Here is a 21,561-nt window from a genome sequence, read left to right on the forward strand (position 1 = left end):
TATGTTTCTTAATTGCCATACTTATCACAGTTTACGTTATGGAACCATCTCTGTTGAAGACCTGGTTCAGCTGGCTGTTGATTATCAACTAAAAGTGTTGGCATTGACGGATATCAATACCGTGACCGGTATCTATCAGTTTTACAAACTTTGTCAGGAAAAAGGAATCAAACCGATTGTCGGGATGGATATCAGGGTTGAAAATGAACAATACTACATCTGTCTTGCCAAAAACCCAAAAGGCATCGCAGAGGTCAACAGGCTTTTAACCAATTACAATTATGAAGGAATCGAGATCGCTAAAGCTAATCCAGAACTGAAAGATAGTTTTGTAATCTATCCCTTAACAAATATTCCTGAAAAACTGCTGGAACATGAATTTATCGGGATCAGGCAGGATGAGCTCAATCGGTTGTTCGATCCTGAATTGAAAGCTTTAACCCATAAAATGGTTATCCTCCATCCGGTAACCTTTAAGACGGATGAAGAATATGAATTGCATAAGGTTCTGAGGGCAATAGCAGGCAACACTTTATTCACTAAACTCACAGAGGATGATTATTGTAAAAGCAATGAGAACTTTATCGGTAAAAGAGGACTGTTAGAGAAGTATTCCCAATATCCGGAGATCATTGAAAACACAAAATATATTGTTGATGAATGCAGTTTTGACTTTGACTTTAAAACACCCAAAAACAAAAAATATTATACCGAAAATAAGGAAAATGATTTTAAATTATTGAAAAAACTGGCTTATGAGGGCCTAGACAAAAGATATCCTGATGATAACGTACAGGCAAAGGCAAGAGTGGATAAAGAACTGGCAGTGATCGATCAACTTAATTTCTGTGGCTATTTTTTGATCACCTGGGATATTGTCCAGTACAGCAACCGGATGGACTTTATGCATGTTGGTCGTGGCAGCGGTGCCAATTCCATTGTGAGCTACTGCATCGGGATCACGGACATATGCCCATTGGAACTTGACCTTTATTTTGAAAGGTTTTTAAATCTTAACAGGAAGACACCTCCGGACTTTGATCTGGATTGGAGTTGGAAGAATAGGGATACTATTTTGGAATATATCTTTAAAAAATATGGAAAAAACCATGTAGCCTTTTGCGGGACCAATGTTGAATTTAAAAGCAGATCGAGATTCAGGGAATTGGGGAAAGTTTTCGGGCTGCCCAAAGAAGAACTGGATTTACTTTCCAAAAAACCAAAAGACCAGCACGATCAGAATTCCATCGTTCAGGAAATTTATAAATATGAAAAACTATTGGTCGGCTTTCCCAATCAGAGAAGCATGCATTCCTGCGGCATCCTTATATCCGAGGATCCGATCACCAATTACTCTGCTTTGGAGTTTCCTCCAAAGGAATTCCCTATCGTGCAGTTCGATATGCATACGGCTGAAGATATCGGACTGGAAAAGTTTGACATTCTGTCTCAGAGAGGATTGGGAACCATCAAAGATACGGTCAAACTGATCGAAGAAAAAAGAGGGATTATTGTTGACATTGAAGATACAAGGATTTCCAAAGGTGAGACCAAGTGCAATGAATTCCTGAGCATTGGAAAGACCATCGGATGCTTTTACATAGAATCCCCAGCGATGCGGGGTTTATTGAGAAGACTGAAATGTGATAATTATAAAGTCCTGGTAGCCGCCTCATCTATCATCCGACCCGGTGTAGCACAGAGTGGTATGATGCGGGAATATATATTCCGGCATAACCATCCTGATCAATTTGAATATTTTCACGAGGTCTTTGAAAAAGAATTGGGTGAAACCTATGGTATTATGGTGTATCAGGAGGACGTGATAAAAATCGCACTTCATTTTGGGGGTGTTTCTGCGGAAAATGGGGATGTACTAAGAAGAGCCATGAGCGGCAAGGGCCGTTCATTATCCGCCCTGCAAAAATTAAAAGATGATTTTTTTGAATCGTGCAAGAAAAAGGGTCATCCTGAAAAATTGTCCCAAGAAGTGTATCGCCAGATCGAATCCTTTGCAGGATACTCATTCTGTAAAGCCCACTCGGCTTCCTATGCGGTGGAAAGTTATCAGAGTCTTTATCTGAAAGCCTACTACCCTATTGAATTTATGGTTTCTGCCATCAACAACGGCGGTGGATTTTATAGAACGGAAGTTTATGTGCACGAAGCTAAAATGGCAGGAGCGACCATTCATAATCCTTGTGTCAACCTCAGTGAATTCCAGACGACGGTCTATGGAACAGAAGTATACCTAGGCCTGATGCACATCGAAAAATTAGAGGCTACGGTCAAGCAGTTCATTCCTGAAGAAAGAAAAAACAATCGAGACTATAAGTCGCTTGAAGATTTTGTGAAAAGAGTTTCTATAGGCATCGAAACATTACAGACTCTTATTTTCATCGGAGCTTTCAGATTCACAGGAAAACAAAAACATGAACTGCTGATCGAGGCCAGATTCCTGTTCTCTAAAGGTCAGTACAGAACTAAAATTATTTCTTTATTTGACGAGCCTCAAAAGGATTATATGTTACCGGTTATTCAGAGAGACCGGTTTGAAGATGCTTTTGATGAAATTGAGATATTGGGCTTTCCCGTCTCCTTTTCTATATTTGATCTGCTGAAAACAAGATACAGGGGTCACGTTTTAGTAAAGGATCTTTTAAAATATCATAAAAGACAAGTCAAGATGCTGGCGTATCTGATATCAAGAAAGCATGTGCCTATCAAAAAGAAAGATCATCCCGGCAAGAAAGACGACATGTACTTCGGGACCTGGATCGATGCTGATGGTCAGTATTTTGACACAGCTCATTTTCCGGATAGTCTTAGAAAATTTCCTTTCAAAGAAGGGGGAATTTATTTGTTGCTCGGAACGGTTGAGGTCGATTACCATTTTCCTACGGTCACCATTACCAAGATGGCAAAGATGCCGATCATTGCCGACCCCCGATATTCCATGGATGAGGAAAAATCTCAGGCAATTGAAAGGAGCCTTAGGGAAGACGTGAGTATGACCTCCCGTAAACCTTATCCGCAGGAATTCGAGATAGGATTGCCGAGAACCAAGATGAACTGATCCTTTATACCCATTTACTTCAAGTGATTAATATCAGTTCATTACTAATTTTCAAATTGTATATTTGCGAAGATTAGATTTTGAAATATCTTATTTCCATATTTATTATTTTCACGATTGCAATACGACCGATATTGCCGTTGGTTAATTAAAGCAAAGCCGGAAATAATGTGTAATGGTAAATGTTATGTTTCCAAACAACTTGCAAGATCCAATCAGGAACAGTCGACCCAAAACTCTCAAAAGATTACTGCTCCGACAATCGATGTCTTCCTGACGACAGAAGAATTTAAATTTTTTGTCTCAGACATTAGTTTCGCTCATTCTCATTCTATCAGTACGTTCTGTACCGATTTTTACAACTCCATACTTTATACAAACATATTTCATCCGCCCCTGGCTTAATTGATACTTCCTCTTAAGAAGATAAAACCTATTAATTAGTCATCAAGCAATGAAATTAAAATCAACAGCAGCATCCTTTTTTGTGATGTTTGCAAGTCTTGTGTATGCACAGCAGACTGGTAGAGACCAGAAGCAAATCTCAAAAAAAGCGGATCTCCGAAAAGTAAAGGTTATCAATACTTATGATCCGGTATGCAAAATGAAAAGCGAGGATCAGATTTCCGATACGGCGCTTTACAGGAAAAGGATCTACGGATTCTGCAGCTCGCATTGCAAAGACAGGTTCAAACAAAATCCGGAAAAATATTTAAAATAGCGTTTTCTTTTTAAACAAAGGAAATGATATTTCTATGGGAAAGATCTTACCTGTTTCTGGAGAAGAGATAGTTCTTGTAATGTTATGACAGAAAATTATTATATCAAACTGTCTTTTATTTTGTCTGAAGCTTTTACAGGAAAAATGCAACTTGTTTTTCCAGATTAGTAACAGCCTTTTTCCAAGATCTTTTTGTCAAGCCATATCTTTTCCTAAAAAACTGAGGATGGACGGTCACATCATGTGTTTCCAAAAAGTCCGATGCACCGCTCCCCTCTTTATCACAATAAATAATTTAAAATCTTAATCTATAAAACAAAGAAAATTTACAAATTCTTATCAATGGCCTTTTTTGTAATGACCTTACTGACTGTTTCATCTTGTAGAAACAATGATGATGACGAAGTTCAGGACTCAACGCCTGGAAAACTACAGGTAAAGTTCGAAAATGGGTTCAACAATCTGGGTGGCATTGTTATTAATCAGACGACACAGACCTCTTCAAACGGACAAAAACACCAGTTTTCTACACTTAAATACGTGATCAGCAACATCGTATTGATCGATGAGAACGGCGGTGAGTTCAAATACAACTACAACAATCCTGACAAATTGGCATTTATCATCGATCAGGCCGAGGCACTTGCAGGGATCAACTACATCAACCTTACCGAAATTCCAAAGAACAATTACAAAAAAATCAGAATTGGATTGGGGATCAGTCAAAACGCTTATCTGATCGGACAGGACGGACAGGGAATTTTCTGGCAAAAAGCCAAGACAGCTGGTATGGCGTGGTCTTGGGCTGCAGGCTATATCTTTACGAAGTTGGAAGGTAAATACGGATCTTTAAAAGCTGATACGGAATTTATGAACCACTGTGGAAATATGGGTGATACAACGGCCAATGGGACTGCTGACCTTTACAGGGAGGTGACCTTGGATCTTCCGACCACTGCAAGAGTAAGCAAGGACATTACGCCTTCGATCCATATCCTTGCTGACTTAAATCAATATTTAAGCGGACAGACAGCATTGACTTTAGATAATACCAATAATATGGCGATGGGTTCTAACCAGCATTTGGTTAATGTAACCAACAACCTGACAAAAATGTTTAAAGTAGACCACGTTCACAATGATTAAACATTGTTATCAATCCAAAAGAGAGCAAACAGGCTCTCTTTTGATTTTTCTTTTTTTGCTATTGGCAATTCTAAATTCCTGTTCAGATGAATACGAAGGAATTCCCATTGATAAAGACGAAGCGTATGATCTGGAAAAACCCAGCGGTTTTCCTGAAATGACCTTTGACATCACCGGAAATCCAATTACTGTAAACGGCGTTGCTTTAGGAAAGAAATTATTCTATGAAGGGAAACTATCCCGAAACAATACTATATCCTGTGGATTCTGCCACATCCAGGAATATGCTTTCACCCATCACGGACATCCTGTGAGCCACGGGATAGATGATAAACTGGGGATCATAAATGCACCGGCCATTCAGAATATGGTTTTTCTCAAAAATTTTTCTTGGGACGGAGTAAGCCATAATCTGGACGAGAGGTCGCTCGTTCCAATTACGACAGATTTCGAGATGGATAGCTCTTTACCGGAAGTGGTAGGAAAACTGAATGCAGATGCCAACTACAAAAAGATGTTCAAGGCAGCTTACGGTGACGACAATATTACCGGGGAACGTGTGCTGAAAGCAATCTCTCAGTTTATGAGAACGATGATCTCCGCAGATTCCAAATATGACCGTCACAAAAAAGGAACAGCCAGTTTCACCAGCGAGGAATCTCAGGGAATGGCACTTTTTCAGAATAAATGCTCAAGTTGCCACAGCGGAGAACTCTTTACAGACGAAAGTTACAGGAATACAGGAATGTATTACAACGCTCAGTACGATGACCGGGGAAGGTACCGTGTGACACTGGACTGGAACGACAATATGAAATTCAGGGTTCCGAGTCTCAGAAATGTAGAACATACAGCACCCTATATGCACGACGGACGTTTTTACACGTTGGAAGCGGTTCTTAATTTCTATTCGGACAATGTCGAAGACCAGCCGAATCTTGATCCACTTTTAAAACAAAACGGGCACGTCGGAATCTCAATGACCAGCTTGGAAAAACAAAATATCAGCGCTTTCCTTAAAACCTTGAGCGACCAGAATTTTATAACCAATAAAAAATTTGCAGAATAATGAAGAAATTCATTTTAATTATATTTTCAGTTATTAATATTTCCATTTTAGCGGCTGAAAAAGACAGTCTTTACATTCCAAGATATGAATCTCAGGCTTACACCTCTTTAAAAACTCAGGAATTCTTCTGTGACGCTTGCGGATGTGCTGCCGGAAACGGATCTTCAGGTTTTGAATCTTTATTGAATCCTCAGTTCATCGGCATCAAATATTTTGCACAGCATTATAAAGCGAAAGAAAACCTTTTCACGAATGATCTGACCCAGGACCAGTATTTTAATACGATCCAGATCTGGGGGAAAATTCCGGTTACCAATAAATTGAGCGTATATGCGAGCCTCCCATTTAATTTCCACGAGAAGAAAACCCTTCAAGGTGATATCAAAGTAAGTGGCATCGGTGATGCCAGCTTAATGGGAATCTATGAACTGATGAAATCAAAAAACACTTTCCATCAGCTCAATGGTGGGATCGGTGTAAAGATCCCATTAGGTAAATTTGATGAAAAAGGGATCACAGGCGTCAATCCAAGTTTTCAGCTGGGAACAGGAAGTTGGGATTATCAGATGGCTTTAAGCTACAAATATCAGAAAAGCCTGTTTGCGTTACTGGTCAATACAGATTATACCCTTAAAACAGAGAACAAGAAGCATTATCAGTTCGGAAACCAGTGGAATTATGTGGTCACAGGATTCCACAGGATCTGGAAAAATGAAAACAGCAATATTTCAGGAAAACTGGGGCTACAGGGTGAGGTCTATGACTGGAACAAACAATTTGGAGAGGTTATGCCTCGAACGGCCGGAAGTGCACTATACGGGAAGCTGGGATTTGAGGCGTCCTACAAGAAATTCAGTTTGGGAAGCGAATTGATGTTGCCCGCTTATACCAATCTGGCAAGTGGAGATATTGAAGCGAGATCAAGATTCAGTTTGTTTGTGAACTTTGGTTTATGATCCAACTATGAAAACATTTATATAAATGTATCTTGCCATTTTTAATTGATAGAGTCAGGTTCTTAACTGTTTTAGTTTTGCGTTGACAAAAATCAGTACTTTTGAAACGATAGAATTTGAAGACACTCTAAATAATAAACCCTGCACTAAATGCAGGGTTTAAACTTTAACAGAATTTATTTCTTTGATTCTTCAACAGAAACTTTTCTGAAATCCTTGAACAGTTTGCTTAACTCTAAAGCTGATTTCCTTGCTCTTGTTCCCGCTGCCTTGTTTCCTTTTTCAGATTGCTGGCTGGCTTCATTTGAAAATGCTTCAAACTCTGCATTGATCTTTTCGATAAGTTCTTTCATAACGTAATGATAAAAATTAAATTGAATGGCAAATATAATAGTTTATACACTCACTCCCCTATCGATACAATAAAATCAACTTCATCAAATTTCAAAGAGATTTCATTTCGACGTTTAGCAAATATTAAATTCTGTATTTAAAACTTTAATTTTTATTTTGATTTCGATGTGAAATAATGATCATTATTACCATCAGAATTAAAGATACCAAGCTTGCATTAAAGGTACCGAGGTTTAAACCACCCTTAGATATGGATTTTGTCAGAAAATCACCGAAAGTTGCTCCGAATGGTCTTGTAAAAATAAATGCAATCCAAAATAATACAATACGGTTGATCTTTGCGAAATAGTGAAGAAGGACTACCATAAGTACGACAGCTCCTGTGATAACAGCCCCGACCCAATAACTAAAACCTAAATTATCACTGATAAAATCTCCAAAAGCTGTTCCCAAACTGTTGGAGAAAAGAATAGCAACCCAATAATAGATTTCTTTATTGATTTCGAAAACAGGATATACTTCGAGATTTTTATACTTTTTATACCATAAAAGAAGGGTCATTATTAGACCGCCTCCCAAAATCAAGCTGCCCAACAGATAACCTGCCTTCAATGTTCTGTCTATATAATCCGAGATCTCAGTTCCCAATGTTGTCGTAGCAATGATAACAATCCAGTAAATAAAAGGAATATACCTTTTTACATTCAACTGAACGGAAATGCTGATTAGAAAAAGTAACACCGTAATCGCAATTCCCACGGTGTAACCGAGGTTGAGTGTCATGGAAATAAAATCGCCCAAAGTTTTCCCTAAAGTAGTTGCCACAATTTTCATCAGCCAAAAAGGATGGTTACCGATGCTACTTGTTAAGTACTTTCATCATTTTTTCTTCAAAGTTGAGATCCCAGTTTGAAGAAATTTAGAATTTCATTCTTTTTACAGAATCTATTTTTCTTTCATTTTTCCATTTTTGAATCTCTCACTGGCGGTTTGATAATAGGAAATAGTCCGTGAAATGAGTGTATCATTCTTTGATTTTACTTCAGATAGGGACTGGCTGGCCCCGGAAACGATGAACTGTTCTACTCTTCTTCTGTCATCTATTTGAGTGAATATAGTGCCCTTCAACATCCCTAATGTCCTGTAATTTCCCAGGAATGCACGTTCGTCCCCCACTTTGGTTTGATTGATATCTTTTCCGTACAGAGATGTCGTGTAAGACCAGCCGAGATATCCGAATAATGTCGGCATCAGATCGATCTGTGATGTCAGACGATTGATCTTTTCAGTTTTTTGCAGAGGAAGATTATAGATGATGGCAGGAATATGATGATTGGCAATGTTGATTTCCCATCTCCCTGCACTATTGGCACAATGATCAGCAACGATCACAAAGACTGTATTCTTGAACCACGATTTTGTTTTTGCATCAGCCAAAAATTTCCCTAAAGCATAATCTGTATATTTTACAGCAGCATTTCGGTCACCTTGCGGAAGATCGATTTTACCTTTGGGAAAAGTAAAAGGCTTATGGTTGGAAGTCGTCATAACAAACTGAAAAAACGGCTGATTTGCTTTAGTGCTTTTGTCGGCGTATTTTATCGATTGTTTATAAAGATCTTCGTCACAGATGCCCCAGGCATTTTCAAAAGTGACCTCGTTGTCTTTAATTTGAAATCTGTCGGTTTTAATGTTGTCTGGCAAAGGATTTCCTCTGTCTCTGTCGACAATATCAAAGCCCTGACCTCCGAAAAAAGTATTCATATTATCAAAATAACCATCCCCGCCATAAATAAAATAAGGCTGATAGTTCTTTGCTTTCACAATCGCGGAAACGGAAAATAACTCCTGATTATCCGGTCTTCTTACAATGCTGTTTCCTGGAGTTGGCGGCACGGAAAGCATTAAAGCCTCCATTCCCCGGACAGTCCTTGTGCCTGTCGCATAAAGGTTTGTGAAAAAGATACTCTGATCGGCAAGCCTGTCGTAATTAGGGGTGATATTATCCTTATTGCCGAATGCTTTTAGAAATTCCCCACTGAAACTTTCTATGGTGATTAAAATAATATTCGGTCTATGCTCATTATTCCCTTGTGTTACCCTTGAAATACCATCATTTGTTTCAGTAAAATATTTTTGATTATCCTGTAAAAGATCTTGTTTCAAAACCGAATAAGCTTCTTTTTCCGGAAGTGTCGGGTAAAATATTTCATAATCCAGTTCGTTTGACTGATACGCAGAAACAAAAGAAAAAGCCCCGTTTTTTCCAAGCTCATTCACCACAAGATTGTCAGTGAAATCTGCCTGTTTATTTTTCATCACCAATCCTAAAACCACAGCAATCGTCAAAACCGGAACTGCATAAATCAAACGGTGTCGTATGGGATTTTTAACGGAAAAAGTATTTTTGAAAATGTCAAGTTTTTTGAATAAAAAAAATGTCAGGATAATCAATCCTATCAAAACAGCTCCAATCAAAGGTAAAGGATAAGACTGATCGATGTTTTCAAAGACTTCATAGGTGTAGATCAGATAGTCGATGGCAATAAAATTAAATCTCACGCCGAACTCTTCCCAAAAGGGAATTTCTGCCAAAAGACTGAAGTAAATAATGAATAATAGTAAACTTAAATAGAAATAGGTAAAGCACTTATCGAATAATGATCCGATCCATTTTCTTGGAATCAGCAATAGATAAACGGTATACAAAGCCAAAAATAACGAACCCATTGTAAGATCGAAGACAAATCCTGTGAAAAAAGCCCTCAGGATATGCCTAATGTTGAGATCCAAATCATTTACAGACCAGATCAGCAATATGATCCTTACCACAAATGATAAAAAAACATATAAACTTAAAACACCAAAGAGTGTTGAAAATCTGCCATTGAATAATTTTTTCATAACTAAGTGTAATATATTGTAGTGAGTAATATTAAAACTGGGATCGGCGGATGTCATCGCTTCTTAATCTAACCTTCGTTTCAAAAAATAATCATCAATAGTCTCCAAATCGATCATTCAAATTTTAAAAATGATCCTTTAAAAAACGGCTTGATCCGGAAATAAGTGAAGGGTAAGGTACATCAATTAAACTACTACCACCCAACACTAAAAGTGAATAAGACGAAATTTAGAATTGTTCCATTCTGCAAAAAATATGGATACTTTTTTTCACTGTGTCTTATTGACATTCGATGGGATCAATTACCTACTTCTCCCGATCCAATAAGGATGGATGATTGCGAATGACTGCTAATTGGCATTAGTCTGCTGTAAGTCGATGAAATGTTAATCTGTGAAGGATGCAAACTTTCATGATCAGAATACAACATCAGTCATTTAACAAATGACCACCTTTGGCTCGTAGTAATTCATTCTATTTGCGATGTCATCCACGTCTTATAAATCAATCATTTTTCCAATTAAACCATCAGAAAGTATTTGATATATTTTCAAAAGGTTGAGAGTAAGGGATAGATGCATTGAAGCTCTATCCTTTTTTATTACAAAAATTTATTCTTATCAATAAAGAATCCCAAAAAATTAAAATTTTAAAAAAATGAAAACAACAAAACAATTGATCAGCATCGGTTTATTATACGGTGCCATTTTATTACCTCAATTCTCAAACGCTCAAAAGTTAATTCAGAAATCTGTCGATGTAACAATCACCGGAACATCTCCGATGCACGATTGGGAAATGACAGGTTCCACAGCCACCTTCTCCGGGACTGCAGCAGGCAATGTGATCAACAACGTTACTTTAACGGTTCCTGTAAAAAGCCTCAAGGCAGAAAAAGGAAAAACAATGGAAAAGAAAGCCTATGCAGCATTGAAACCTGATAAAGCACCAAATGTAACTTTTACGGCAACTTCTCTAAAGGTTGGAAAAAGCAATGCTACAGGAAAGTTGACCATAGCAGGAACTTCTAAAAATGTTTCCTTCCCCGTCTCAATTGTAAAAAAAGGAAGTTCGTACACGATTGAGGGCACGGAGACCATTAAACTTTCAGAATTTGGAATGTAACGCCCTGGATTTTTGGGAATCAAAACCGGCGATGCTGTGACTGTAAAAGTAAATGTGACAGCAGAATAGATCTGTCACTCTTGATCTCCTCCTCAGTTTATCAACGAAAATTTAAAAAATTCAGTCTGATTAGAATTTAATCTATGTGGTAGCATTTTACTATTTATAAAGATGAAGTGCTTATCATTAATTTAAAATCATTCTTAACGAAACATTGCATAATTTTGATCTGTGAAAAAGTGGGTTTCCATATTATTGCTTTCCTTATATCTGGTTTCAACAACTGAGCTTAATCAGTTATTGAAGCTGCCTATTCTTGTAGAGCATTATATTGAGCATAAAGGGCTCAATCCGGAAATGACCTTTACTGAATTTCTGAAAATACATTACGACCATCCTGTTAAAGATTCGGATTATAAGACAGACCAAAAATTGCCTTTTGCAGATCACTCTTTTCCACTCGCTCTCGTTTTTACGGTGAATCCTGATTTCAGTGTAGAAATAAAAAAGCAAATACCCTGTGATCACCCGAAGGTAACTTTTTCTTACAGCCCGGTTTTCTATCATAAAGACGCGGTAAATTCTATCTGGCAGCCGCCAAAAAACTGTTAATCAGCCTTTTTATTTTTATGTTACAACACGTCTTGTGTTGAGCTCTCCCCTGCTTCTATTATTCATCAACAAAAGAAAAATCAGGTCTGTACTTACTGGTAAGCACAGCGATTTTGTAGAACATCATTGACAGGAATAGGGAGCAAAAACTATCTATTTAAAATTAAGATTTAACAGAATTATTTATGCTAACAAAAATCATTGAGTTTTCTGTAAAGAATAAACTCATTATAGCATTATTGGTATTCGGGTTGATAGGCGTAGGTGCTTATCAGGTCACGCAACTACCAATAGATGCAGTGCCTGACATAACCAATAATCAGGTTCAGGTGATCACAACTGCTCCATCATTTGGGGCGACAGATATCGAAAGATTGGTCACTTTCCCAATAGAACAAGCCAACAGTAATATTTCGGGGATGAAAGAGATCCGGAGTTTTTCAAGGTTCGGGCTTTCATTAGTGACCATTGTTTTTGATGACAATGTTGATATTTATTGGGCAAGACAACAAGTTGCAGAGAGACTGCAACAAGTTCAAAATCAAATTCCGCAAGACGTCGGAACACCTTCTTTAGGACCTATTTCTACGGGACTTGGTGAAATCTATCAATACGTTGTCCGTCCGAAAAAAGGATACGAAAGCAAATACGATATTACGGAACTCAGAACGCTTCAGGATTGGATTGTCAGAAGACAATTGCTTGGTGTAAAAGGCGTTGCAGAAGTCAGCAGTTTTGGTGGTAAACTGAAACAATATGAAATTTCCGTCAATCCGGATAAACTCAATGCTTACGGAATCACCATTACCGATGTTTTCGATGCGTTGAAAACCAATAACCAGAATACAGGCGGTTCTTATATAGAAAAAGGACCTACTGTCCTATACATACGAAGCGAAGGATTGGTCGGAAATCTGTATGATATCAAAAACATTGCGATCGCCAACAAAAACAATGATGTTCCTCTGTTTATAAGAGATATTGCAGAGGTGCGTTACGGTTATGCGACAAGATTTGGGGCAATGACTTATAATGACAATGGCGAAGTTTCCGGTGCGATCGTGATGATGCTGAAAGGTGAAAACAGCAGCGAGGTGATCAAAAATGTAAAAGCCAAAATCGCACAGATTCAAAAAACCTTGCCGGAAGGAGTTGTGATTGAGCCATTCTTAGACCGAACCAAAATGGTGAACAACGCCATTGGTACTGTTGAAAAAAACCTGATGGAAGGCGCATTGATTGTCGTTTTTGTACTGGTTTTATTTCTGGGTAATTTCCGTGCAGGTTTGTTGGTCGCGTCTGTCATTCCTTTAGCGATGCTTTTTGCAGTTTGTATGATGAATCTCTTTGGCGTCAGCGGAAATCTGATGAGTCTGGGTGCATTGGATTTCGGGCTGATTATAGATGGTGCCGTGATTATTGTAGAATCTGTCATGCATCAGTTTACCCACAATTCAAAATTCCGGAAAGCACTATCCGTTTCAAAACAGGAAATGGATACGATTGTAATAGATTCCGCAGGAAAGATGATGAACAGTGCGGTTTTCGGGCAGATTATCATACTAATTGTATATCTGCCTATTTTAACATTACAAGGGATTGAAGGTAAAATGTTCAAACCAATGGCACAAACAGTTGCCTTCGCTTTATTGGGCGCGTTTCTGCTTTCGCTGACTTATATTCCGATGATGAGTTCTATCATTTTAAGCAAAAAAATAAACCACAAAATGAACTTCTCAGACCGATTAATGGCGAAGGCTGAAAATCTTTACCGAAAAACATTACTAAAAGTTTTAAGAATACCGAAAACCATTTTCAGTATTGTGATTGTACTTTTTGTCCTTTCAGTAGTGGTTCTAAGCAGAATGGGAGGCGAATTTATACCATCCCTGGAAGAAGGAGATTTTGCTGTTGATACCAGAGTTTTGCCCGGAAGCAACCTCAAAACCACAATTGAAAGTACGCAGAAAGCAGCTCATATTCTGAAAACCCGCTTTCCGGAAGTTCAGAAAGTAGTTACCAAAATAGGAAGCGGAGAAGTTCCCACCGACCCGATGCCGATGGATGCTTCGGATATGATGGTAATCCTGAAAGATAAAAGCGAATGGACTTCCGCCAAAACCTTTCCGGAGCTTTCAGACAAAATGAGCAAAGCGTTGGAAGATGTTCCCGGAATTACCGTTGGTTTTCAGTATCCTGTGCAGATGCGTTTTAATGAATTGATGACCGGCGCAAGACAGGATGTTGTTTTGAAAATATTCGGAGAAGATCTGGAAATATTGGCGAAAAATGCCAATCAGCTTGGTAAAATAATCAATACCGTAAAGGGAACTCAAAATCTATATATCGAGCCTGTTTCTGGTCTTCCGCAGGTGATTATCCAATACAACAGACCGGTGATTGCACAATATCATTTGTCTATCGGAGACATCAACAGAGTGATCAATACCGCTTTTGCAGGGCAAAGCACAGGTCTGGTTTTCGAGGGCGAAAAACGTTTTGATATGGTCGTCAGATTAAACAGTAATGACCGAAAGAATCTGGATGATGTCAGGAATTTATTAATTCCCACGCCGTCTGGTAATCAGATTCCGCTTTCTCAGCTTGCCAATGTCGAGATTAAAGATGGTCCGAACCAAATCCAGCGTGAGAACGGGCAACGGAGAATTGTGGTAGGTTTTAACATCAAAAACCGTGATGTTCAGGGAATTGTAGAAGAACTTCAAGCCAAAGTTGACAAACAATTGAAACTTCCTACAGGATATTATGTCACGTACGGAGGTTCTTTTGAAAACCTCAAAAATGCCAAAAACAGACTGATGATTGCAGTTCCTATTGCCTTGGTTTTAATTTTTGTACTGTTGTTTCTGGCGTTTAATTCGGTGAAAGAAAGTCTTTTGATTTATACGGCGATTCCGCTTTCCATTATAGGCGGTGTGCTGTTACTGGCTGCAAGAGGAATGCCTTTCAGCATCAGTGCTGGTGTTGGATTCATCGCGCTTTTCGGTGTGGCTGTCCTTAATGGAATTGTACTGATTTCAGAATTCAACAGACTGTATAAAGGTGGCATTAAAAATATTGTCAGAATTGTGGTAGACGGCGGAGAAGCCAGATTAAGACCAGTGTTGATGACTGCTTTTGTGGCTTCATTAGGATTTATCCCGATGGCAGTGAGTAACGGCGCCGGAGCAGAAGTCCAAAGACCATTGGCAACCGTTGTCATCGGCGGACTTTTGATTGCGACATTGCTCACCCTTTTTGTGCTTCCACTGCTTTACGTAACTATTGAAAAAGGATTAAAAATGAAAAATAACCGCAAAAATATAATAACGCCTGTTCTCATTATTTTCTGTGTTTTAACAGGAAATATGATGAATTCTCAAACCAAAGTTACTTTAGATCAAGCGGTTGCCATCGCTTTGAAAAACAACAGAGGTCTTAAGAATGAGAAATTAAAATCAGAATATGCAAAAGCACTCATCAAGACTTCTTCTGACATTCCTCAGACAGGAATTTCTGCGGATTACGGGCAAATCAACAGCGCTTACAGTGATCTGAAATTTGGGGTTTCCCAGAGCATTGCATTTCCCACTGTTTACAAAAAACAGAAAAATCTGTACACAGAAGAATGGAAAAAAAGCGAGCTGAATATTTCATTAAAAGAATATCAGCTGAAAAAAAGCGTGACACTCACCTTCTACAACATTCTGTATTGGCAGGAAAAGAAAAAAATTCTGAATGAATCTTTGGATTTTTATGCTCAATTTCTGGATAAGGCAACTTTAAGATTAAAAAGTGGCGAGAGTAATATTTTGGAAAAAGCAACTGCTGCCAATCAAAAATCAGCTATTGAAATTCAGATCAAACAGGTGAAACAGGAACTCAGAACTTTGCAGCTGCAATTGCAATGGCTTCTGAATTCAGAAACTGAAGTAATTCTTGATGGAGACCGTATTTTTTCTCTTTCCAATCTTCAAAATGACGTTTCCGGTAATCCTTCGTTAAAAATATTGGAACAGCAAAAAAGCATTGCAGCACAACAAACGGCTTTGGAAAAATCCAAATTATTGCCGGGTTTACAATTCGCTTATAATCTCAACAGTTTCCGTGGAATGGGTGCGGATGACAAAGTGTACAATGCTTCACCACAGTTTCATTCGGTTCAGGTTGGTGTTTCAGTTCCCATATTTTCGGGCGGACAAAAAGCGAGAATTGAAGCTTCAAAAATTGCAGAATCTGTGACCGAAAATGATCTTCAGAATGCGGAGTTTACATTAAAAAATCAGTATAAAAAACTATCAGAAATTCAGCAGAAAAACCTGGAAATTGTTTCTCAGTACGAGAAATATGAACTTAAAAATGCCGATACGATTCTGGAAACCGCTCAAAAACAGTTCATCAACGGAGAAATTAATTATCTCGAATTCGTAATGCTTGCCAATCATGCGATCAGCATCAAAAATAATTATACAGATGCCGTTTGGAATCTTAATGAAAGTATTGTTGAGCTGGAATATATCACTTTAAATCAATAAATTATGTTAAAATCAATTCAAAATAAATATTCGGTTTTATTAATACTTGCTCTCTTTTTTTCGGTTCAGTGCCATCAAAAAGAAGAAACTATTGCAAAGCCAACAGCTCCTAAAGATGAAACTACGGTTACATTGACCGATGCTCAGCTTAAAAATACGACTATCGAAACAATGCCATTGTCTGAGAAAAATATTTCTACGGTGCTCAAGATCAACGGAAAAATAGATGTACCACCACAGAATTTGGTTTCCGTAAGTGTTCCGTTGGGCGGCTATCTGAAAAATACCAATCTCCTTCCGGGAATGCGGGTAAATAAAGGACAGGTGATCGCTGTGATAGAAAATCCTCAGTTTATACAGCTTCAGCAGGATTATCTGATGGCTAAATCGAAGCTTCATTTTGCAGAACTGGATTATAACAGGCAAAAAAAGCTGAACCAAAGCCAGGCAAGCAGTGATAAAGTGATGCAGATGGCGCAGTCTGAGATGAACAGCCAGAGAATTATGATGAATACTTTGGCAGAACAGCTTAAGATCGTGAACATCAACGCGGGCAGTCTTACTTCGGGGAACATCAGGAAAAGTGTTCCGGTGTACAGCACGATCAACGGTTTTGTGAGCAAAGTGAATGTGAATATCGGAAAGTTTGTCAATCCTTCTGATGTTTTGTTTGAACTCATCAATCCCAATGACATTCACCTGAACCTAAAAGTGTATGAAAAAGACCTGCAAATGTTGAAAATCGGACAAAGATTTACCGCCAATACCAATACGCAGCCGGATAAAAAATACGGTGGCGAAATTATCCTGATCAGCAAAGATATCAATGCAGACGGAACGGCAGATGTGCATTGCCATTTTGAGCAGTACGATCACAATCTGACTCCAGGGATGTATATGAACGCTGAGATCGAGACTGAAACATCCTTTTCCAACGCGCTACCAGAGGAAAGCATTGTTAATTTTGAAGGTAAAGATTATGTTTTTGTTGAGGGGAAAAAACAAACTTATAAAATGATTCCGGTAACGCTGGGAGAAGCTGAAAACGGTTTCATTCAAATCAAAAATTTTGAAAATTTTAAGAACAGAAAAATCGTTACCAAGAATGCGTACACGCTTTTGATGAAGCTAAAAAATACGGCAAGTGAAGAGGAATAATTCCACTCAAATAAATATTAATCCAAAAAAAAATAAAAAATTATGAATAAGTCAATTTTAAATTTAAAAAATATTTTAACTGTACTGTTGTTGCTGTTTATCGGTATTCAGTTTATTGATGTCCAGAAAAACATCAGTCAGAGTCAATCTGCCAACGCTATCGAAAATCACTATAAAATACCTGAAAAAGTTCAGGCAATTTTGAAAACAAGTTGCTATGACTGCCATTCCAATAATACCTCTTACCCGTGGTACAGTAAAGTACAGCCTGTGAAATGGTGGTTGGCAGATCACGTGAATTCAGGTAAAAGACATTTGAACTTTGATGAATTCAATTCTTACAGCCGCGAAAAAAAGCTTGAAAAACTCGATGAGATCGTAGAAACCGTCAAAGAAGGCGAAATGCCGCTTGCTTCCTATACAGTTATTCATCAGGATGCAAAACTATCTGCTTCTGATCGGGCTGAAATAGAAAAGTGGGTCAGTGAAATAAAAAAGGAAGTGAAATAACTGATTACATACTATTTAAAATCATTCTTAACGAAACATTACATAATTTTGATATATGAAAAAATGGGTTTCCGTAGTTTTACTCGCACTGTTTCTCTTTTCAACAACTGAACTTTATCAGCTGTTGAAAGTTCCGATTCTTGTCGAGCATTTTATGGAACACAAAAAGCTGAATTCAGAAATGACATTTGAAGCTTTTCTTAAAACCCACTATGATAATCCGGTAAAAGATGCAGATTACAAAACAGATAGGAAACTGCCTTTTGTAATACATTCTACCCCACTAAATCTTATTTTCACAATAAATCAGGTCTTTAAACTTGAAGAAAGAAATATTTTTTTTGGACATATTACACGTGAAAAAATAGCATCATCAGATAATGATTTCTTCTTTAAAGGTTATTTGCACTCTATCTGGCAGCCACCAAGACTGTCTTAAAATACTTTACAAAATATTAGGATCTGAATGAATTTAACATCATTCAGACACAATTGGTTCTACAATCTAATTTATACACATTATGAAAACAATATTTACAGCCATTTTTTTGGCTCTATTCTCTGTACTAGCAATTGCACAAACACGTTTTGAAAAAGCAAAGAAAACAGCTTCTGAACAAAACGAATTGATTCTTCTTAACTTTTCCGGCTCAGACTGGTGTATTCCGTGTATCAAGCTGCATAAGAATATTATTGAAACCGAGACATTCAAACAGCTGACAACCGATCATATTTTGGAGTATGTCAATGCAGATTTTCCAAGAAGTAAAAAAAATCAACCTTCCGCAGAGATTAAAAAAGAAAATGCTTCTCTGGCCGAGCGATACAATTCTAAAGGTCTTTTTCCGTTCACCCTTTTGCTCAATTCTGAAGGAAAAATTCTGAAAACCTGGGAAGGTCTTCCGTCGGAAAGTGCAGTTTCTTTTAGCAATGAAATAAAAAGTTTTTATCAAAAGAAGTAAATGATGCTGAAAGAGTTTCGAAAATCCCAAAAACTAATGGGAAATATCTTCGAGATCACTGTTGTGGATGACAGTGAAGCAATTGCTTTTGACCATATCGAAGCTGCAATTTCAGAAATCCAGAGGATCGAGAAATTGCTCACGACTTACAGCGATGACAGCCAGACCAGTCTTATCAACAAAAATGCCGGTATCCAACCTGTAAAAGTAGATGCAGAAGTTTTTCAGCTGATTGAAAGAAGCTTAAGGATCAGCCATATTACAAATGGATATTTTGATATTTCTTATGGCGGAATCGATAAAACCTTCTGGAATTTTGACCGTGAAATGAAGCAACTTCCTGATCCCGAATTGGTAAAAGAGCATCTGAAACTGGTCAATTACAAAAATATTCTTTTAGATGGGGAAAGCCAAACGGTTTTTTTAAAAGAAAAAGGAATGCGGATCGGTTTCGGCGGTATTGGCAAAGGTTACGCTGCCGAAATGGCGAAAAGAATTCTCCAACAAAGAGAGGTTGCTTCCGGAGTCGTTAATGCTTCCGGAGACCTTACGACTTGGGGATTACAGGCAGACGGAAAACCGTGGACGATCGGTATTGCAGATCCCGACAATGCTGCGCTTCCGTTTTCTTATATGAACATCACCAATACTTCCGTAGCAACTTCCGGCAATTACGAGAAATTCGTAACGATAGACGGTAAAAAATATTCCCATACCATCAATCCCAAAACGGGAATGCCGGTTTCGGGAATCAAAAGTGTGACGATGATCTGTCCGAACGCCGAGATTGCGGATGCCATGGCAACGCCAGTAACGATTATGGGAATAGAGGCTGCAATTGGTCTCGTGGATCAGATCAACCACTTAGAGTGTATTATTATCGATGATCAAAACAATATTCATTCATCAAAAAACATCAATTTCAAATAATGTCTTTGAGAATCTTTGACATTAAACAAGTAAAAAAATCCTAATGAAAAATAGTGTAATAAAAATAATGATGGGCATTTTTATATTCTTTGCCCTTTCATCAGTTCATTCCTGCACAACAGTAAAAGAATACGAAAAAAGCAAGCTCAACGATGCTGAGATGGTTCTTGGCAACCGGACAATTGAAAAGACAGAACTCAGTTTCCAGTCTTATCGCGAAGGCTCTTCAGGAGCTAACGCCGGTAAAGTGGGTGGTGGATGCGGATGTAATTAACATAATAATTACTAAAACCTAAAATGAATTAAAATGAAAAAAGTAATTATAAGCATTATCGCCCTTTTTGGATTCTTCAATGCTCAGGCACAGGAAAACACCAATACTGAAGCCTCCAAAAAATTAAGTCTGGATGAGATCAATCTTGTATCGAGTTATTATAAACAAGACGGAAATAATTCTGCGGTAACGGGCGGTGTAGGATCAGAAAAACTCAACGATATTTCTAATTCGATAGACGTTGTCCTTGTGAATTATGACAAGAAACTAAGAAAGAACAAATATACTTTGGATGTCGGGATAGACCATTATACGTCAGCCTCATCAGATATGATCGATCTCAAGGCCAACTCATCGGCTTCACACGCAGATACAAGGATTTATCCTTCTTTGGGATGGAGCCGTGAAAACGAAGCCAAAGGGAGCACGATAATGGCCGGCGTTTCCTATTCGGGAGAGTTTGATTACCAGTCTATCGGAGCCAATATTGGATTTTCACAGAAAACACCAAACAGAATGGGAGAATTCACTGCCAAGTTTCAGGCTTTTCTGGATCAGGTAAAGCTTATTGCTCCGATCGAACTTCGGACTGGAAGTACAGGCGGAGGAGAACACGAAGGTTATGGAACCAGCGGGAGAAATACCTATGCGCTTTCCTTATCTTATTCTCAGATCATCAATAAGAATTTTCAATTGGAATTGATGACAGATGCCGTTCAGCAGACAGGTTATTTGAGTTTACCTTTCCACAGGGTTTATTTTACGGATGGATCTGTGCATCAGGAAGCGTTGCCGGATAAGAGATTCAAACTTCCTTTGGGACTTAGAGCAAATTATTTCTTCGGAGATAAGGTGATCCTGAGAGCCTATTACCGCTATTATACCGATGACTGGGGATTGAGATCCAATACGATCAGTCTGGAAACGCCTGTGAAGATATCACCTTTTGTTTCGGTGAGTCCTTTTTACAGGTATTATTCTCAGACGGGTGCCAAATATTTTTCACCTTATCAGCAGCACACGGCGTTTGATGATTTCTATACCAGCAATTATGACCTTTCAAAATTCAGCAGCAACTTTTACGGGGCGGGCATCCGTATCAATCCTAAGAATGGATTGTTCGGAATAGAAAGACTCAATATGCTGGAGATAAGGTATGGACATTATACCAAATCAATAGGGATGAAATCAGATATTATTTCCTTAAATTTAAGGTTTAAGTAATTAA

The 21,561-nt window shown here is 38.1% G+C and carries 18 protein-coding genes; 15 read left to right on the forward strand and 3 right to left on the reverse strand.

Features of this window, described 5'->3' with window-relative positions:
* The first annotated feature begins 1 nt into the window (after window position 1).
* The 5 genes from EL260_RS16180 to EL260_RS16200 all read left to right on the forward strand — a co-directional run bounded on the left by EL260_RS16180 (window position 2) and on the right by EL260_RS16200 (window position 6,968).
* Window positions 2-3,076: a DNA polymerase III subunit alpha gene (locus EL260_RS16180; RefSeq protein ID WP_123856285.1), complete on the forward strand. Its 3,075-nt coding sequence runs from the start codon at window positions 2-4 to the stop codon at window positions 3,074-3,076.
* 454 nt (window positions 3,077-3,530) lie between these two features.
* The gene (locus tag EL260_RS16185; protein WP_228445489.1) at window positions 3,531-3,797 is read left to right on the forward strand and encodes a YHS domain-containing protein; all 267 of its coding nucleotides are present in this window, start codon (window positions 3,531-3,533) and stop codon (window positions 3,795-3,797) included.
* Window positions 3,798-4,139: 342 nt separating this feature from the next.
* Complete coding sequence (locus EL260_RS16190) at window positions 4,140-4,943, forward strand: MbnP family protein (protein WP_123856286.1); 804 nt, start codon at window positions 4,140-4,142, stop codon at window positions 4,941-4,943.
* Window positions 4,936-6,012, forward strand: a complete 1,077-nt coding sequence (locus EL260_RS16195) for a cytochrome-c peroxidase (RefSeq protein ID WP_123856287.1) — start codon at window positions 4,936-4,938, stop codon at window positions 6,010-6,012. Before EL260_RS16190 ends, EL260_RS16195 begins: the two co-directional genes overlap by 8 nt.
* Window positions 6,012-6,968 (forward strand): transporter, encoded by a 957-nt coding sequence (locus EL260_RS16200; protein WP_123856288.1) that lies wholly within the window; start codon window positions 6,012-6,014, stop codon window positions 6,966-6,968. Before EL260_RS16195 ends, EL260_RS16200 begins: the two co-directional genes overlap by 1 nt.
* Window positions 6,969-7,144: 176 nt before the next feature.
* Here EL260_RS16200 and EL260_RS16205 read toward each other — a convergent pair whose 3' ends face one another.
* From EL260_RS16205 to EL260_RS16215, 3 genes are all read right to left on the reverse strand, one after another.
* Complete coding sequence (locus EL260_RS16205; RefSeq protein WP_123856289.1) at window positions 7,145-7,321, reverse strand: histone H1; 177 nt, start codon at window positions 7,319-7,321, stop codon at window positions 7,145-7,147.
* Window positions 7,322-7,466: 145 nt separating this feature from the next.
* Window positions 7,467-8,156, reverse strand: coding sequence for a COG4705 family protein (locus EL260_RS16210; RefSeq protein ID WP_123856290.1), 690 nt, complete (start codon window positions 8,154-8,156; stop codon window positions 7,467-7,469).
* A gap of 111 nt (window positions 8,157-8,267) precedes the next feature.
* The gene (locus EL260_RS16215; protein WP_123856291.1) at window positions 8,268-10,226 is read right to left on the reverse strand and encodes an LTA synthase family protein; all 1,959 of its coding nucleotides are present in this window, start codon (window positions 10,224-10,226) and stop codon (window positions 8,268-8,270) included.
* A 658-nt stretch (window positions 10,227-10,884) separates the two neighbouring features.
* Here EL260_RS16215 and EL260_RS16220 point away from each other — a divergent pair.
* The 10 genes from EL260_RS16220 (at window position 10,885) to EL260_RS16265 (ending at window position 21,557) form a co-directional block, all read left to right on the forward strand.
* Complete coding sequence (locus tag EL260_RS16220) at window positions 10,885-11,352, forward strand: YceI family protein (protein ID WP_123856292.1); 468 nt, start codon at window positions 10,885-10,887, stop codon at window positions 11,350-11,352.
* 231 nt (window positions 11,353-11,583) lie between these two features.
* Window positions 11,584-11,964, forward strand: a complete 381-nt coding sequence (locus EL260_RS16225) for a hypothetical protein (protein ID WP_123856293.1) — start codon at window positions 11,584-11,586, stop codon at window positions 11,962-11,964.
* Window positions 11,965-12,149: 185 nt separating this feature from the next.
* On the forward strand, window positions 12,150-16,499 hold the full coding sequence (locus tag EL260_RS16230; RefSeq protein ID WP_123856294.1) for a CusA/CzcA family heavy metal efflux RND transporter: 4,350 nt from the start codon (window positions 12,150-12,152) through the stop codon (window positions 16,497-16,499).
* A 3-nt stretch (window positions 16,500-16,502) separates the two neighbouring features.
* The gene (locus EL260_RS16235; RefSeq protein WP_375600496.1) at window positions 16,503-17,657 is read left to right on the forward strand and encodes an efflux RND transporter periplasmic adaptor subunit; all 1,155 of its coding nucleotides are present in this window, start codon (window positions 16,503-16,505) and stop codon (window positions 17,655-17,657) included.
* A gap of 42 nt (window positions 17,658-17,699) precedes the next feature.
* Window positions 17,700-18,167 (forward strand): heme-binding domain-containing protein, encoded by a 468-nt coding sequence (locus tag EL260_RS16240; protein ID WP_123856295.1) that lies wholly within the window; start codon window positions 17,700-17,702, stop codon window positions 18,165-18,167.
* A 55-nt stretch (window positions 18,168-18,222) separates the two neighbouring features.
* Window positions 18,223-18,606, forward strand: coding sequence for a hypothetical protein (locus EL260_RS16245; RefSeq protein ID WP_034978541.1), 384 nt, complete (start codon window positions 18,223-18,225; stop codon window positions 18,604-18,606).
* 82 nt (window positions 18,607-18,688) lie between these two features.
* Window positions 18,689-19,129 (forward strand): thioredoxin family protein, encoded by a 441-nt coding sequence (locus EL260_RS16250; RefSeq protein WP_034978539.1) that lies wholly within the window; start codon window positions 18,689-18,691, stop codon window positions 19,127-19,129.
* A gap of 3 nt (window positions 19,130-19,132) precedes the next feature.
* The gene (locus EL260_RS16255) at window positions 19,133-20,059 is read left to right on the forward strand and encodes an FAD:protein FMN transferase (protein ID WP_034978675.1); all 927 of its coding nucleotides are present in this window, start codon (window positions 19,133-19,135) and stop codon (window positions 20,057-20,059) included.
* Window positions 20,060-20,102: 43 nt separating this feature from the next.
* Window positions 20,103-20,333, forward strand: a complete 231-nt coding sequence (locus EL260_RS16260) for a DUF4266 domain-containing protein (RefSeq protein ID WP_034978538.1) — start codon at window positions 20,103-20,105, stop codon at window positions 20,331-20,333.
* A gap of 33 nt (window positions 20,334-20,366) precedes the next feature.
* Complete coding sequence (locus EL260_RS16265; protein WP_034978536.1) at window positions 20,367-21,557, forward strand: DUF3570 domain-containing protein; 1,191 nt, start codon at window positions 20,367-20,369, stop codon at window positions 21,555-21,557.
* Window positions 21,558-21,561 lie beyond the last annotated feature (4 nt).

The organism is Chryseobacterium nakagawai, from assembly GCF_900637665.1.
Classification (GTDB): Bacteria; Bacteroidota; Bacteroidia; order Flavobacteriales; family Weeksellaceae; genus Chryseobacterium; species Chryseobacterium nakagawai.